Source organism: Cellulomonas hominis (assembly GCF_014201095.1).
Lineage (GTDB): Bacteria > Actinomycetota > Actinomycetes > Actinomycetales > Cellulomonadaceae > Cellulomonas > Cellulomonas hominis.
Map to the genome: position 1 here is coordinate 2122445 of NZ_JACHDN010000001.1, position 14074 is coordinate 2136518.

General features: G+C 69.8%; 17 protein-coding genes. 10 read left to right on the forward strand and 7 right to left on the reverse strand.

Going from position 1 to position 14074, the window contains the following annotated elements; genetic code table 11:
• The first annotated feature begins 109 nt into the window (after window positions 1-109).
• Together HNR08_RS09950 and HNR08_RS09955 are read left to right on the forward strand one after the other, a co-directional pair.
• The gene (locus HNR08_RS09950; protein ID WP_013884905.1) at window positions 110-397 is read left to right on the forward strand and encodes an IS3 family transposase; all 288 of its coding nucleotides are present in this window, start codon (window positions 110-112) and stop codon (window positions 395-397) included.
• Complete coding sequence (locus HNR08_RS09955) at window positions 394-1269, forward strand: IS3 family transposase (protein WP_146840864.1); 876 nt, start codon at window positions 394-396, stop codon at window positions 1267-1269. Before HNR08_RS09950 ends, HNR08_RS09955 begins: the two co-directional genes overlap by 4 nt.
• A 31-nt stretch (window positions 1270-1300) precedes the next feature.
• On the opposite strand, the gene HNR08_RS09960 is transcribed toward HNR08_RS09955, so the two are convergent.
• The 4 genes from HNR08_RS09960 to HNR08_RS09975 form a co-directional block, all read right to left on the reverse strand.
• Window positions 1301-1498: a hypothetical protein gene (locus HNR08_RS09960; RefSeq protein ID WP_221286339.1), complete on the reverse strand. Its 198-nt coding sequence runs from the start codon at window positions 1496-1498 to the stop codon at window positions 1301-1303.
• 326 nt (window positions 1499-1824) lie between these two features.
• On the reverse strand, window positions 1825-2112 hold the full coding sequence (locus HNR08_RS09965; protein ID WP_146840865.1) for a glutaredoxin family protein: 288 nt from the start codon (window positions 2110-2112) through the stop codon (window positions 1825-1827).
• 43 nt (window positions 2113-2155) lie between these two features.
• Window positions 2156-3469, reverse strand: a complete 1314-nt coding sequence (locus HNR08_RS22675) for a M23 family metallopeptidase (protein ID WP_146840866.1) — start codon at window positions 3467-3469, stop codon at window positions 2156-2158.
• 89 nt (window positions 3470-3558) lie between these two features.
• Window positions 3559-3747: a hypothetical protein gene (locus HNR08_RS09975; protein WP_371862421.1), complete on the reverse strand. Its 189-nt coding sequence runs from the start codon at window positions 3745-3747 to the stop codon at window positions 3559-3561.
• A gap of 249 nt (window positions 3748-3996) precedes the next feature.
• On the opposite strand from HNR08_RS09975, the gene HNR08_RS09980 reads away from it, so the two are divergent.
• Window positions 3997-5226 (forward strand): YibE/F family protein, encoded by a 1230-nt coding sequence (locus tag HNR08_RS09980; protein WP_246803229.1) that lies wholly within the window; start codon window positions 3997-3999, stop codon window positions 5224-5226.
• Between the two features lie 45 nt (window positions 5227-5271).
• Here HNR08_RS09980 and HNR08_RS09985 read toward each other — a convergent pair whose 3' ends face one another.
• Together HNR08_RS09985 and HNR08_RS09990 are read right to left on the reverse strand one after the other, a co-directional pair.
• Window positions 5272-6243 carry an IS481 family transposase gene (locus HNR08_RS09985; RefSeq protein ID WP_183834707.1) on the reverse strand — a complete coding sequence of 324 codons (972 nt, stop codon included), beginning with the start codon at window positions 6241-6243 and terminating at the stop codon, window positions 5272-5274.
• A 93-nt stretch (window positions 6244-6336) separates the two neighbouring features.
• The gene (locus HNR08_RS09990) at window positions 6337-7125 is read right to left on the reverse strand and encodes a prolipoprotein diacylglyceryl transferase (protein WP_146840524.1); all 789 of its coding nucleotides are present in this window, start codon (window positions 7123-7125) and stop codon (window positions 6337-6339) included.
• A gap of 191 nt (window positions 7126-7316) precedes the next feature.
• Here HNR08_RS09990 and HNR08_RS09995 point away from each other — a divergent pair, with 191 nt between their 5' ends.
• The 7 genes from HNR08_RS09995 (at window position 7317) to HNR08_RS10025 (ending at window position 12459) form a co-directional block, all read left to right on the forward strand.
• Window positions 7317-8048 (forward strand): response regulator transcription factor, encoded by a 732-nt coding sequence (locus tag HNR08_RS09995; RefSeq protein ID WP_146840534.1) that lies wholly within the window; start codon window positions 7317-7319, stop codon window positions 8046-8048.
• Window positions 8045-9178: a sensor histidine kinase gene (locus tag HNR08_RS10000; RefSeq protein ID WP_146840525.1), complete on the forward strand. Its 1134-nt coding sequence runs from the start codon at window positions 8045-8047 to the stop codon at window positions 9176-9178. The genes HNR08_RS09995 and HNR08_RS10000 overlap by 4 nt, the downstream gene beginning before the upstream one ends.
• A 75-nt stretch (window positions 9179-9253) precedes the next feature.
• Window positions 9254-9568: a glutaredoxin gene (locus HNR08_RS10005; protein ID WP_183834982.1), complete on the forward strand. Its 315-nt coding sequence runs from the start codon at window positions 9254-9256 to the stop codon at window positions 9566-9568.
• Window positions 9569-9579: 11 nt separating this feature from the next.
• Window positions 9580-10539: a cytochrome c biogenesis CcdA family protein gene (locus HNR08_RS10010; RefSeq protein ID WP_246803302.1), complete on the forward strand. Its 960-nt coding sequence runs from the start codon at window positions 9580-9582 to the stop codon at window positions 10537-10539.
• Window positions 10536-11162 carry a peroxiredoxin family protein gene (locus tag HNR08_RS10015; RefSeq protein WP_146840527.1) on the forward strand — a complete coding sequence of 209 codons (627 nt, stop codon included), beginning with the start codon at window positions 10536-10538 and terminating at the stop codon, window positions 11160-11162. Before HNR08_RS10010 ends, HNR08_RS10015 begins: the two co-directional genes overlap by 4 nt.
• 208 nt (window positions 11163-11370) lie before the next feature.
• Window positions 11371-11988 carry a DUF305 domain-containing protein gene (locus HNR08_RS10020; RefSeq protein WP_146840528.1) on the forward strand — a complete coding sequence of 206 codons (618 nt, stop codon included), beginning with the start codon at window positions 11371-11373 and terminating at the stop codon, window positions 11986-11988.
• A 174-nt stretch (window positions 11989-12162) separates the two neighbouring features.
• Complete coding sequence (locus HNR08_RS10025) at window positions 12163-12459, forward strand: DUF2933 domain-containing protein (RefSeq protein WP_183834984.1); 297 nt, start codon at window positions 12163-12165, stop codon at window positions 12457-12459.
• 109 nt (window positions 12460-12568) lie between these two features.
• On the opposite strand, the gene HNR08_RS10030 is transcribed toward HNR08_RS10025, so the two are convergent.
• The gene (locus tag HNR08_RS10030; protein ID WP_168431286.1) at window positions 12569-13231 is read right to left on the reverse strand and encodes a M15 family metallopeptidase; all 663 of its coding nucleotides are present in this window, start codon (window positions 13229-13231) and stop codon (window positions 12569-12571) included.
• Window positions 13232-14074: the final 843 nt, after the last annotated feature.

The window sequence follows — 14074 nt, forward strand, 5'->3', positions numbered from 1 at the left end:
TCCTCACGTCAACAACGGTCCGGGTCAGTACATCTAGCCGCGTGGGAGCCTGGCCCGCTTCTCCGGACACCTGGTCTGAGGCGATGATCGTCTCGGAGAGGAGTCCTGGATGCCTGCAGCCAAGCCGCCTGAGTTCCGGCGTCGAGCAGTGGATCTGGCCCGATCGGGTCAGCAGTCGGTCGCGAAGGTCGCCTCCGATCTGGGGATCAGCGAGTCGTGCCTGCGCCGGTGGGTGGCCCAGGACGACGTCGACGCCGGTCGCCGTGAGGGCGTGAGCAGCGACGAGCGGCGTGAACTGGTCGAACTGAGGCGCCGCAACCGAGTCCTGGAGATGGAGGTCGAGATCCTCAAGCGGGCCTCGGCCTACTTCGCCCGGGAGAACGTGCTCCCAAAATGAGCGCCCGGCTGGTCCAGGAACTGGCGGCCGACGGGGTGCCCGTCGCGCTGACCTGCCGGGTTCTCGGGATCTCACGCTCCGGGCTCTACGACGCCTTGCATCGACCGCCGAGCGCTCGCGCGGTCGCCGACCAGGCGCTGACCGCGACGATCACGGCGATCGACCACGGCTCCCGCGCGACCTACGGCGCCCCGAGGGTCCATGCCGAGCTGCGCCTCGGGCTCGAGATCGCCTGCGGCCGCAAGCGGGTCGCGAGGCTGATGCGTGCCGCGGGGTTGGTCGGAGTCTGTCACCGGCGCAAACGCCGCGGACAACGCCCGCTGCCGGCACCGCACGAGGACCTCGTCCAGCGGCGGTTCACCGCCGACAGCCCGGACCGGTTGTGGTGCACCGACATCACCGAGCACCCCACGAGCACCGGGAAGGTCTACTGCGCTGCGGTCCTGGACGTGTTCACCCGCAAGATCGTGGGCTGGTCGATCGCCGACCACATGCGTTCCGAGCTGGTCGTGGACGCGCTCCAGATGGCGATCTGGCGGCGCCACCCCGCACCAGGGGCGATCGTGCATGCGGACCGCGGCAGCCAGTACATGTCGTGGATCTTCGGGCATCGGCTGCGCGAGGCCGGCCTGCTCGGGTCGATGGGCCGGGTCGCGTCCTCGGTGGACAACACCATGATGGAGAGCTTCTGGTCGAGCATGCAGCGCGAGCTGCTCGACCGCCGCACCTGGTCATCCCGCGAGGAGCTCGCCTCGGCGATCTTCGAGTGGATCGAGGGCTTCTACAACCCCGTCCGACGCCACTCCGGACTCGGCTACCGGTCCCCGAACGACTTCGAGGACCTGCACACCGCCGCTATCGCGGCGGCATGATCACCACACCGCAACTGTCCGGGAAACCGGGTCAGGCTCCCGTGACGTTCAAGCGAGGTTGAGACTTCCGCGAGGCGTCGATCGTCTTGCGGATGTCGTCTGCGAGGACGTGGTGGCCGCTTCGTGCCTCGCGGGCAGCGACCTGTAGAGCGACCGAGTAGAACGCGGCGTCGTCGCCCGCGGCGTGGCTGCGCACCATGGCGGTGATGTGCTCGCCGAGGCCTGCCATCTGCCTGCTTCCTGCCTGGTTCGTACACGGGTGTCGCGGTCATCGTAGGGCGCGATCGTGCCGAGGGTGCGTGATCCCGAGCGCGGGGGAGCGAGTGTCGGGGATGCGTCGCCGCTCCCTGGAGCTCGGGTCGTGGCCAAACAGGTGCGTCGGCGCCACCGTGGTCAGACAGGCGCCCGTCGGTCGACGAAGACGCGGGTCGTCACGCCCCTGAAGGCACCGATGGGCGGCTGCCCGTCGCTCGTGCTCCAAGATGGGCTCGCCGGACGGCCGAGAAGGGCCTGATCCAATGGGGAGGTCCGGCCGTCAGGCGGCCCTTCATCAGGTCAGGCGGTCGGTGACCCCGTCCGGTCCTGGAGCGTCTTCGTCAGCTTCTTGCGGGGGAGGCGGCCGGAGGAGAAGTAGTGCCCGTCGAGCAGGACCAGGGGGTTCATAGCCGGTCGGTGCTCTGCGATCAGTGCGCGGCCCTCGTCGCTGTCGATGTCGACGACGCGGATCACGAGCGGGGTCTGCTGGGACATGGCGGCCAGAGCGTGCTTCGCGTCGTCGCAGAAGTGGCACGCGGGGGCCTGCACGACGGTGATGACGGGCAGGTCAGACGGCGTGGTGGACACAGGACTCCTCGGATGGGATCGGATCGACGGGTGGTTCATGTGGTCACCGCAGGCCCAGCAGCGGGGCGGGGTCGACGGTCTTGCCGCCGACGTACACCTCGAAGTGGAGGTGGCACGCCCCGGACAGCCCGGTGTTCCCGGAGTAGCCGATGAGTTGTCCTCGGCTCACCTGCTGGCCCGAGGACACGACGGATCGGGTCAGGTGGTTCGAGCTGCTCATCAGCGACTGCCCGTTCACGGTGCCGTAGTTGAGCATGACCTGGTTTCCGAAGCCGTTGCGCCATTCCGACCACTGGACCGTGCCGTCGCGTGGGGCGTAGAGCGGGGTGTTGCAGTAGGTGCGCAGGTCGATGCCGGCGTGCAGCCGGTAGTACCCGAGGATCGGGTGCAAGCGCATGCCGTAATTCGACGTGACGTACATGGGTTGGATCGAGGTCGGGTTGGAGAACAGGACGGAGCTGGATGCGGGTGGTGCGGCCGGCGGTGCCGCCTGACCTGGGGCGGAATTCGGAGCGGGGCGCACGGAGTCTGCCGACGCTTGCTGCCGCGCAGCCGCTTCCTCCTGCGCGGCGATCTGCGCGATCTCTGCCTCGGCGGCCGCGCGGATCGAGTCGGCCGCATCCTGCTCCGCCTGCGCCTGGCCCCGCATACCCTCGATGCGTTGCGCTGCGGCGCTCTGGTCTGCGACGGCCTGTTGCAGCGCGACGGTCTGGGTCTGCTGCTCGGCGCGGGCAGCCTCGGCCGCGTCCGCCTCCACCTCGGCTGCGGCCTCCATCTCGGCCAAGGTGGTGATGACGGCAGCGAGCCGCGCCTGACCACTGCGGGCGTTCGCTTCGAGGGCGACCAGCTCCTCGAGCGCACGGCTCTGCAGACGTTGCGCCGTCGCGACCGTCTCCGCGCGGTCGACGAAGTCCTCCAGGCTCGCCGCGCCGACGGCGACCTCGAGCGTGGCTGTCGATCCGGAGCCCTGGTAAGCGCTCCTCGCGAGCTGCGCGATCGTCGAGCGGACCTCCTCGCGGCGCGCGGCGTCGGTGTCCAGTTCGTCCTGGAGCGTCTTGCGCAGGCTCTCGGTGTCCTCGAGTCTGCTCTGGGCGAGAGCGGCGGTGCGTCGGGCGGCATCGGCCTGGACGGTCGCGGCGTCGAGTGCCGCCTGCGCGGCGGGTAGTCGCGCTTTCGTCTCCTCGAGCGTCAGCACCGCCTGAGCCAGATCCGCCGAGAGCTCCTCGACCGACTCCTGCAGCAGCTCGTACTGCCGCTGCGCGGCGTCGGCGCGCTGCTGAGCGGCGCGCTGCTTGTCGTCGAGAGGGTCCGCGGCCGCGCCGCCGACAGGCGCGAGGGCCGCGACGAGCGTGAGCACCGCGGCCGCAGCGAACCCGGTGGGCGCGGACCTGCGCGTGCGAGTACGGCGCGCGCCAGATGCTGACCTCGTGATCGCTCGGCCGACCATCACCATCGGTTCACCGGGGCATTCGAGGCGGCTGCGTCGAGATCCGCCCGCAGGCGCCGGTACAGGTCGATGTCGATCTCACCCGAAGCCAGCCACTCATCGAGCGCGGCACGCGGCGTGCTCGCAGCGCGGGACGGGAACAACCGCGAGACGGCCCACACCGCCAACGCGACGACCGCGACCCACACGCAGCCCATGACAACCCATCCGAGGGCACTCATCTGGCACCACCACATCCCCCCGCGCTCCTCACCGGTCGTCGCCTGCTCCGCATGCCCTAAGGCTCTCGGCGTGCGGTCAAGACTCCGCGGTTGCGACATGAAGGTCTGATCAAGATGTCCGGCTCCGGGACCAACGGCACGGCCGGGAGGGCAGTACGACTCCCTACCGTGTCCCCGCCGCCGGGCGCCCGACTCGGGGCTGGATGGGGTCAAGTTGTGAGTCGCCCTCGGAACCGGCTGACGGTCGTCGTCACCGCGGTGCTCGTCCCGCTGCTGGTGCTGGCCGTGGCTGCCATGGCCGCGACCTGGCCCGGTGAACGACGCGAGACCGCGCGGGTCATCGAGCCCGTTGAAGTTCAGTACCCCACGGCCGTCGTCACCGGAACCGCCCAGGAGAGCTGCCAGGGAACGGTCGAGGACCAGCGACCCGACGGCAGCATCCCCGAGACGGTGACCTGCATGCGCGTCACTGCGGACGTGACCAGCGGCTCGCAGGCCGGACGGAGCATCCAGGTCTGGGCCACCGCCACGCTGACCCCGGCCGACGTGGGCACCGGCACCCGCATCGTGGTGGAGTGGTATCCCGCGACCCAGACCGACGACGAGGTCTGGGCGTGGCACGACTTCCAGCGCAGCCTGCCGCTCGGCGCGCTCCTGGCGCTCTTCGCGATCTCCATCGTCCTGGTCGCCGGCTACCGAGGAGCCAGGGCGCTGCTCGGCCTGATCGCTGCGTTCGCGGTGATCGGCGTCTACGTCCTGCCCGCGCTGCTCGCCGGCGAGAACGCGGTCGTCGTGGCGTTGGCGGCCTCGACCGTCATCATGACCGCCGTGCTGTACCTGGCGCACGGGCTCTCGCTGCGCACGTCCACCGCGCTGATCGGGACCCTGGCCGGCTTGGCCCTGACAACGGGGCTCGGCGCCTTCGGGGCACGATGGGCCCATCTGTCGGGCGTCACCAGCGAGGACGACTACCGGCTCGCGCAGCTCCTCGGCGATGTCGGTGCCGTCTCGCTGCGGAGCCTGTTCCTCGCCGGGCTCGTCCTCGCGGGCCTTGGCGTGCTCAACGACGTCACCATCACGCAGGCGTCGGCGGTCTGGGAGCTGCGCGCAGCGTCCCCGCACGCCACGCGGCTCGAGCTGTTCCGAGGCGGGATGCGGATCGGGCGCGACCACATCGCCTCCACGGTCTACACCATCGCGTTCGCGTACACCGGCGCCTCGCTGCCGGTCCTGCTGCTGCTGCTCATCTATCAGCTGCCGCTGCTCTCGACCCTGACGAGCGGGCAGTTCGCCGCCGAGATCGTGCGCACCGCGGTGTCCTCCATCGGGCTCGTCCTGGCGATCCCACTCACGACCGTCATCGCCGTCATGGTCGTGACCGCGACCGGCGCAACCGTTCCCCGCCACAGCCACAGCCACAGCCACGGCCACAGCCACGCGACGTGAAAGCGGTGGGGCCCGGCTCAGCGCGCCGGGGCCGACGCTGCGCGACTAGTTGTACTGACCCGTTGCGTTGTTGACGCGGTCGATGGGTGTGAGTCCGCCGATGCCGAGGTGGGGTCGTTCCAGGTTGTAGTGCTGGAGCCAGGCGGGCAAGGCTGCGGCGCGGTCGGCGTTGGATGACCAGATGCGGGAGTAGGCCCACTCAGTGGCCAGGGTCCGGTTCAGCCGCTCGACCTTGCCGTTGGTCCAGGGGCAGTGCGGGCGGATGAACTTCTGCACGATGCCCAGGTCGGCCGCGGTCTGGTGGAAGACGCGGGAGTTGCGGTAGGCGAACGCGTTGTCGCTGATCACCCGCTCGACCCGGACGCCGTGATCTGCGTAGAACCCCGCGGCGCGCGCCAGGAACCCCGCGGCGGTCGCGCCCTTCTCGTCGGGGTGGATCTCGGCGTAGGCCAGGCGGGAGTGGTCGTCGATCGCGGTGTGGACGTAGTCGTAGCCGATCCCGCGGCCGCGGACCTCCTCCGAGCGGCCGTGGGCGCGCCAGCCACCGCCGTCGGGGATCCGCCCGAGCTTCTTGACGTCGATGTGCACCAACGACCCCGGGTGCGGGTGCTCGTAGCGGTTCGCCGACCGGCGGGTCGCCCGGATGACCTGCCCGGTCACGGGGTCGCAGTCAGCCAGGCGCGGGACCCGGTGGCGGTGCAGGATCCGCCCGACGGTCGAGGCCGGCAACCCCACTAGACGCCCGATCGCGACCGGCCCGCGACGGCTCAGCATCCGGGCGATCCGCACCCGGGTCTCGACGCAGGCGCTGGTCCGACGCGGATGGCTGCGGGCCACGCTCGACCGGTCAACGAGCCCGGCGGGCCCCTCGGCCTGGAACCGGCGCCACCACCGCCACGCGGTCGTGCTGGACACACCCATCTCCGCAGCGACGTGCGCGACCGGACGCCCCGCGCCGATCCGCTGGACCATGGTCAACCTGCCGGCAGGCGTCAGCCGGGCGTTAGCGTGGGCCATGAGAGACCTCCGTTGGTCAGAGTCGGTTCCTAGACAGCTCCAACTCGACCCGGAGGTCTCTCTTCACGTCAACAACGGTCTTGGTCAGTACAACTAGTGCACGACGGCAGGCGCCGCGTCGTCGCTGTCGTCGCTCGACTTGCTCGCCCGCTGCGGGTTCGAGCGACGCGAGAGCAGCACGATCACGGCACCCCCTGCCACGCTGAGCACCGACCACAGCTGCGGCTGCGTGAGCCCTGCGACCACAGGGGTGTTGACCCGCACGTACTCCACGGCGAACCGCGACAGCCCGCTCAGCACCAGGTATCCACCGAACAACCCGGCCCCGGGGAACCACCGTCGAGCCCACCACAGCACTCCGGCGATCGCGAAGGCGGCAACCGTCTCGTACAGCGGGGTCGGGTGGACGGGCACGGTGCTGGGAACCGCGCCGTGCGGGAAGGCCATCGCCCAGGGCAGGTCGCTCGGCCTGCCGTACGTCCCGTCACCGGCGAGGAAGCACCCCAGACGACCCACGCCGTACGCGACCGTGAGTGGGATCGCCGCCGCTCCCGCGACCTTCCCGAGTGGCAGGCGATGCCGGCGAATCACGACCAGCGCGGACGCCACCCCCGCGATGAGCCCCCCGTACCAGGTGAACCCCATTCCGCCGAGATGGTGCCAGCTCAGGTCGTCGAGGTTCTCGAGCAGGAAGTAGACCTTCGCGCCCACGAAACCCCAGATCGTCGCCCAGAACACCAGGGAGTGTGCGCTCTCGCGCTTGAGCCCCAGGCGGGAGAACTCCCGCCCCAGCAGGTGCGCGGCGATTAGCGCGGCCGCGGCCTTACTCACCCCGTAGGTCTGGATGTCGAGGCCGAAGATGCTGAACAGAACGGGGCGCACGTCGGGTCTTCCTGTCGTCGGGACCGCCGACACGGGGAGTCGGCCCGGCCACGGTCTCGCCGGCAGGTTGAGATCACCCCGCGAGAACGGTTGGCGTTGGATCAAGCAGGCCGTGACCGGCTCGAACGTCCGATCAAGGTTCAATGAAGCCACCGACCGGCGCGACGCTCGCGCTCGATGCCGGGGACACAATGGCCTACATGAACCCTCCTGTCGCCCTGCGCGCCGTGGTCGTTGACGACGAGAAGCCGCTTGCCGGTGTGATCGGCGGCTACCTCGAGCGCGAGGGCTTCGAGGTGACGCTGTGCCACGACGGGTCCGCGGCCGTGGCGCTGCTGCGCGAGGTCGACCCCGACGTGGTGGTCCTCGACCTGGGGCTGCCCGGGCTCGACGGCGTCGAGGTGTGCCGGCAGCTGCGGACGTTCTCCGACTGCTACGTCGTCATGCTGACCGCGCGCAGCGACGAGGTCGACACCCTGATCGGCCTGTCGGTCGGCGCCGACGACTACATGAGCAAGCCGTTCAGCCCGCGCGAACTCGTCGCGCGGATTCGCGTGATGCTGCGTCGGCCGCGGCGCGCGGCTTCGTCCGCACCGGTCGCCGTGCCCGAGGCGGACGAGCGCATCGTCTCGATCGGGGGACTGCGGCTGAACCTCGACGCCCGCGAGGTCGACGTGGACGGCGAACGCGCCCTGCTCACGCGCCTGGAGTTCGACGTGCTCGCCACCCTCGCCTCCCGTCCGGGCATCGTCTTCTCGCGACCCGCTCTCATTCGCGCGGTCTGGGGAGAAGGCTGGGTCGGGGACGAGCACTTGGTCGACGTCCACGTCCTGCACGTGCGGCGCAAGTTGGGGGACACCGCACAAGAACAGCGGTTCGTGCGCACCGTACGCGGTGTCGGCTACCGGATGGGCCCCGGATGAACACGCGCGACACGATCGGGCCTGGCACCCTCGGGCGCCGGCTACTGATCTCGATCATCCTGGTCTTGCTGGCCGCCGCAGTGACCGCCTGGGTCGTGGCGAGTCTGGCCGGGCCTGCGCTGTTCCATGGACACCTAGTGCAAGCCGGCATCGAGGACCACGAGCTGGCCGACCTCCACATCGAAGAGGCGTTCCAATCGGCCAGCACCATTGCCCTCGCTCTCGCGATCGTTGTCGCGGGCGCGACCGCACTGGCGGTCAGTGTGCTGCTCACCCGCCGCATCGGGAGCTCCGTGGCGCAGATGTCTCGCGCTGCCGCCCAGGTGGGTGCCGGCCGGTTCGACGCCCGGGTGCCCCTGCCCGGGATCGGCACCGAGTTCGATCGGCTCGCTGGCGCGTTCAATACGATGGCTGCGCATCTGGAGGACGACGCCCGACTCCGGGAGCGGCTGATCGCCGACGTCGCGCACGAACTGCGGACCCCGGCGGCGACCATCGCGGCGTACATCGAGGCGATCGAGGACGGCGTACGCGTGCTGGACACCGAGGCCGCCGCCGTCTTGCGCGACCAGGCGACGCGGCTGGATCGGCTCGCCCGCGACCTCGCTGCGGTCACCCGTGCCGAAAGTGGCGAGCTCGACCTGAATCTGACCGACGTTGTCGCCGCCGACCTCATCGAGGCTGCGTTGCTGGCCGGTCGTGAACGCGCCGACGCCGCTGGCGTCACCCTGCAGATGCAGGCGGCACCGGACGCGGGGTCGGTCCGCGTTGACCGGATCAGGCTCGCGCAGGTTCTCGACAATCTTGTCGTCAACGCCGTGAGGCACACCCCAGCCGGCGGCACGGTCACTCTCGGCGCTACCCAGAGCGCACCGAACACCGTCGAGTTCACCGTCGCCGACACCGGCGAGGGGATACCCGCCGAGCACCTGGAGCACGTCTTCGACCGGTTCTACCGGATCGACCGCGCGCGCGATCGCGACCGCGGCGGCTCCGGAGTCGGGCTGGCGATCTGCCGCGCGCTCGTGAAAGCCCATCACGGTTCGATCCGCGCCGCCTCGGACGGTACGGGTCACGGATCGACGTTCACCGTTCGGCTTCCCGCCGTACCCGCTACTGCACCCAGGTGAGCAGCAGCCCCAGCCTTCATCAGAACTCAATGCGACTCTGATCGCCGCGCAAGACGCCTGCGGCACCGTAGACACATGCTCGAGATCCCCGGAGCCACTACGGGCGCGCCCATCCCGCGTGTCACAGTGGTCCGCTCACCCGCTTGCCATCTGTGCGACAGCGCGTTGCAGACCCTTGGGCGGCTGCGCGAGGTTGTCGCTCTGGACGTCGAGGTCCTCGAGATTGGCTCCGAGCAGGGCGCGCGGCTCGTCGCTGAGCACCGACCTCCCATGAGCCCGCTCGTCCTTCTCGACGACGCGTTCGTGAGTTCGGGCAAATTGCGGGTCGGGCACCTGATCGATCTGCTGCGGGAGCGCGGCAGCGACGTTCACCTCGCGGCGGTGCGCTGATGGGGTCCCAGTTGCTGACCACGGGCAGCGTCCTGGCTGCGTTCTTCGCCGGGGGCGTCGCTCTGTTCGCTCCCTGCTGCATCGTCTTCCTTGCGCCCAGCTACCTCGCCGGGGCGGTGAAGAACCGCCGCTGGCGTCTGCTGCCCCTGACCTTCGTATTCGCCGCCGGCCTGGCCACGGTGCTGCTACCCATCACGCTCGGCGTCAGCATGGTGGCCGGGGCGATCGCCAAGTACCACGCACCCCTGTACTACGCGGGCGGGGTCCTCATGCTGGCACTGGCGGCCCTGGCCCTGTCGGGCCGGATGTGGTCGCTGCCCAGCGCGTTGCGTACCCCGGACACGCGCCGCGGCGACACCGGCAGCTTCTACGCGCTCGGGGTGTTCTCCGGCATTGCCTCCAGCTGCTGCGCACCCGTCCTGGCCGGGGTGATGACGCTGTCGGCCCTGTCCGGGTCGCCGGCCGGCGGGCTGCTCCTGGGTCTGGCGTACGTGTTCGGGATGGTGTTCCCGCTGTTCGTCATGGCGCTGATCTGGGACAAGGCCCGCCTGCGTGACCGGCGGTGGATGAGCCCCAAGCTCGTGCGTGTGCGTCTGGCCGGACGGACCCTGGTAACGAACTCGCTGAACATCGCCGTCGCAGCCGGATTCACTGTCATGGGAGTCGCCGTCATCCTGCTCGCCGGCAGCCCCGACATGACCCGGGGCACCGAGGCGCAGGCGGCGATCGGACGAGGCCTGACCACGGTGTTCTCCAGGTTCGAGGACTGGAGCTCGCCCGTCCCCGAGCCGGTCCTCGGGCTCGGTCTGGTGGCGCTGGCCGCATTGTTCGTCTGGGGCACCCTGTCCGAGCGTCGACGCTCCAGGGCCGCGAGCTCGCCCGCGGCCGGGCCCACGCTCGACGACACCCATGACCCGCACGCCGCGGCGGAGAACAGCTGCCACGGCGACCACGAAGGAGCCGCACGATGACGTCCGCCAAGGTCGCCCGGGAACGGCGGGCCGTCGCGCTCGCGCAGGTCCGCGAGGAGCAGCGCCAGCACGACAGGCGCCGCAAGCTGGTCATGACCGGCGCGTCGGCGCTGGTCGTCGGCCTGATCGTGGCGGTCGTGACCGCAGCCCTGCTCAGCGCACGCGAGACCACCTCCAGCGACCTCGGGCCCGCACCGGACTTCACGCTGCAGGCAAGCGACGGCTCGAGCGTCACGCTCTCAGACTTCCGCGGTTCGCCGGTCGTGCTGTACTTCAACGAGGGCGCCGGCTGCGGGTCCTGCCTGCAGCAGATGGGCGAGATCGAGAAGGACCCCGCCTTCGCGGAGGCCGGCATCACCGTCCTGCCCATCGTGATGAACACGGCCGAGCAGATCAGTGCCGACATGAAGACCTACGGCGTCACCACGCCGTTCCTGCTCGACGACGGGACCGTCTCCGACGAGTACGGCACCCTCGGTACCGGCATGCACGAGGGGCTGCCCGGACACAGCTTCGTGCTGGTCGACGCCGACGGCGAGCGTGCGTGGTCCGGCAACTACCCGTCCATGTGGCTCGCGCCGCAGGACCTGCTCAAGGAAGTCCAGGCCCGGCTGCCTGGCTGACACCACCCACCGACCAGAGGAGAGTCCATGAGCGACAGCTGCTGCCAGTCCAGCACCACAGAGACCACAACCCCGACCCACGAGTGCTGCGGTGGGACTCGCTGTGGTGGCGCCACCGCCGACGAGCACATCGCGGCCGACAGCACCACCACGCCCGTCGCCTGACCTCCGGCACGCGACGAGCCTCAGCCGACCGAGGAGCAACCGCATGTCCCCGAAGAACACCCGAGCCGTCGCCGCCGTGGCAGCGACCCTCACGCTCGGCGTCCTGCTCAGCGCCTGCTCGACGGGCGAGCCGTCCACGCCCGACCAGCAGAGCCCCGCAGGAGCGTCCAGCGCGGCGGCGACGTCCGTCGAGCACAACGACGCCGACGTCGAGTTCGCGCAGATGATGATCCTGCACCACCAGGGCGCGCTCGACATGGCCGTGCTCGCCGAGGGCCGCGCCCAGAGCGAGCCCGTGCAGGAGCTCGCCGCGCGGATCCAGTTCGCCCAGCAGCCCGAGATCGATCTCATGACGTCGTGGCTGCAGACGTGGGGTGAGGAGCCAGCGGAGGCCGACGACTCCATGGGCGGCATGGACCACTCCGGTCAGAGCACCGGGATGGCCGATGACGACCAGATGCAGCAACTTCAGGACGCCGGCGCCGAGTTCGACCGCATGTTCCTCGAGATGATGGTCGACCACCACACCGGCGCCATCACCATGTCCGAGGACTACCGGAACCGCGGCCAGAACGAGGACGCCCTTCAGCTCGCAGACAAGATCATCGCCGACCAGACCACCGAGATCGCGGAAATGAAGGGCCTGCTCTCCGAACTGTGATCCGCGCCTGAGTTGCGACGCCACCGGACCGCCCCCGTTCCGGTGGCGTCGCTGCATTTCACCCGGCGAGAGTGCGCGCTCGAGACACGGACCCTTGATCAAGACTTGACCGCAGTGACGGACAGCCTTCATTCCGGGCGATCACAATGAAGACAACGAATCCGGCACTAGCGAATGGAGCACGACGTGATCAGGCATCACCTCAAGCACATGGCAATCGGAGCAGTGGTCGTCCTGGCGCTGCTTCTCGCGTTCGGTGTCGACCTGTCCAGGGCTTTGCCCTACGCGCTGCTGCTCGCCTGCCCGCTGGGAATGATCGGCATGATGTTCTTCATGGGTCGCGGCAACGGACACGGTCACGAGGGACACCACGGGCCGAACACGCACGGGCACGGCCACGACAGGGCTGTGGACGCGGAACCCCCCGTCGGCGGCGGTCTGACCCGTGAGGACCACGAGCGCATTCCCTGAGCGCACCCGAGACATCCCCCTGTGACGGCGTCGCACCACTAGCGGTGCGACGCCGTCTTCCCTGCGCGTTTCGACGCGAGCCGTCCAATGAGGGCGTCACCGAACCGGCTCACCCGATGTACTCCCAATGCCATGGCTCCGGCTTCGAGCCCGAGGCGCGCGCCCAGCTCGGAAGCGTCCAGCCGTACTCGCCTGCGTGATCGAGCAGCCAATCGTGCTCGCGAGTCCCGAACGACGACGCTCCGCCGCCGAAGTCGACCGCGATCCCCGTGCCATGGTTCGACGTGCCGGGAGTGGCACACAGGCTTCCCTTGTTCTCTCTGCATGCGACCTGTGCCGCGTACGAGCGGTAGGAGTCGGTCACCTTCAAGGAGGCGCCGAACGCGGCCTCGAACGCGAGGTTGAGCTCCTCGAGCGCGTCGGTAGCGTCGCACCGCTGCCGGTGGGCAGGGGCGAAGTCCAGCTCGCACAGGGCGCTTACCGGGATGCGTCCGTTCGCATACTCGTCGAGAGATGTCCGTTGCGCCTGCTTGCGGGCGGCCGCCTCTTCCTCTGCTGCGCGAGCGGCGATCGCTGCAGCGGCCGCCTCCTCAGCCTGGGTCGTGAGCGCACGCAACTCAGTGGTGAGGGCCGCTACAAAGCTGGCCTGGGTGAGCACCATCGCGGCGGCCGGATCCGCCGGGACCCGCTCTTCGGCGTCCGGATCCACCGGGCTCACCGCCGGTGCGGACGCGGCCGAGACCCCCGGGACTGCCGTGCCGGTCGCGGTCACAGACGGCTCCGGAAAGCCGCCCTGGGCGGCGACCACCGCAGCGAGGGGTTGTACGGGGGCGGGCAGTTGAGCTGGCTGCAGTGACGTAACGGCCGGTTGCGCGGCCTGAGTCGCAGCGACAACTGTCCGCAGGGAACTGATGGCGGCGTCGAGCTCCTGGGTCGCAGCGACCGGAACTGCCGCAAGGGAAGCGGCGAGCTTCGCCGCTTCGGCCTGTTCGAGGCTCTGACGGGCCGTGGCTACGGCCTCTTGACGGTCCCGGACTACCTCCGCGGCGGGAAACTGGGTACCTGGTGCTGGCGATACCTGCCGCGCGCCCTGAAGGTCTCTGGCGACGCCCTGCTGTGAACCTAGAAGCGACACGGAGCCGAACCCGGCAACGCCCAACGCGACCGCCGCAACCAGCGCGCCCTTCGCTGCACCGCGTCTGCGTCGGGCCCGGTACTGCCTGCGCAGGTCCGCGCGTGACTGGGCCAGATAGCGTGTGGTGGGTCGGATCGGCTGTGGTGGCGTTGCGGCACCGGCCGGCCTGGCGAACTCATCGAGCACGTTCGGTTCGAGGCGCGCGTGGCGCCCTCGAGCCGACAGCATCCCAGAGTCAGGCGTGTCGAGACCCGGCTCCTCGGCCAGTCCCGGCTGGCGGTGAAGGGCCCTTCTGCCGCTTGGGTGCGACCCGGAGGACTCGGCCGCGGCGTCCACCGGGTCGGCAGAGCGATGACGAGCCGGTGCGGCCCGACGACCCGTCACCGCCCGGCCCTCACGGAGACTACGTCACGAAGATCAAGCACGGGAAACAGCCTGAACGGCATCGGGGAACCCTCTGTTGGTTCCTGATGAAGGTTC

Coding starts and splice junctions, on each gene's coding strand:
- HNR08_RS09950 (WP_013884905.1), top strand. CDS start 110: ATGCCTGCAGCCAAGCCGCCTGAGTTCCGGCGTCGAGCAGTGGATCTG.
- HNR08_RS09955 (WP_146840864.1), top strand. CDS start 394: ATGAGCGCCCGGCTGGTCCAGGAACTGGCGGCCGACGGGGTGCCCGTC.
- HNR08_RS09960 (WP_221286339.1), bottom strand. CDS start 1,498: ATGGCAGGCCTCGGCGAGCACATCACCGCCATGGTGCGCAGCCACGCC.
- HNR08_RS09985 (WP_183834707.1), bottom strand. CDS start 6,243: ATGGCCCACGCTAACGCCCGGCTGACGCCTGCCGGCAGGTTGACCATG.
- HNR08_RS09995 (WP_146840534.1), top strand. CDS start 7,317: ATGGCCTACATGAACCCTCCTGTCGCCCTGCGCGCCGTGGTCGTTGAC.
- HNR08_RS10000 (WP_146840525.1), top strand. CDS start 8,045: ATGAACACGCGCGACACGATCGGGCCTGGCACCCTCGGGCGCCGGCTA.
- HNR08_RS10005 (WP_183834982.1), top strand. CDS start 9,254: ATGCTCGAGATCCCCGGAGCCACTACGGGCGCGCCCATCCCGCGTGTC.
- HNR08_RS10015 (WP_146840527.1), top strand. CDS start 10,536: ATGACGTCCGCCAAGGTCGCCCGGGAACGGCGGGCCGTCGCGCTCGCG.
- HNR08_RS10020 (WP_146840528.1), top strand. CDS start 11,371: ATGTCCCCGAAGAACACCCGAGCCGTCGCCGCCGTGGCAGCGACCCTC.
- HNR08_RS10025 (WP_183834984.1), top strand. CDS start 12,163: ATGGAGCACGACGTGATCAGGCATCACCTCAAGCACATGGCAATCGGA.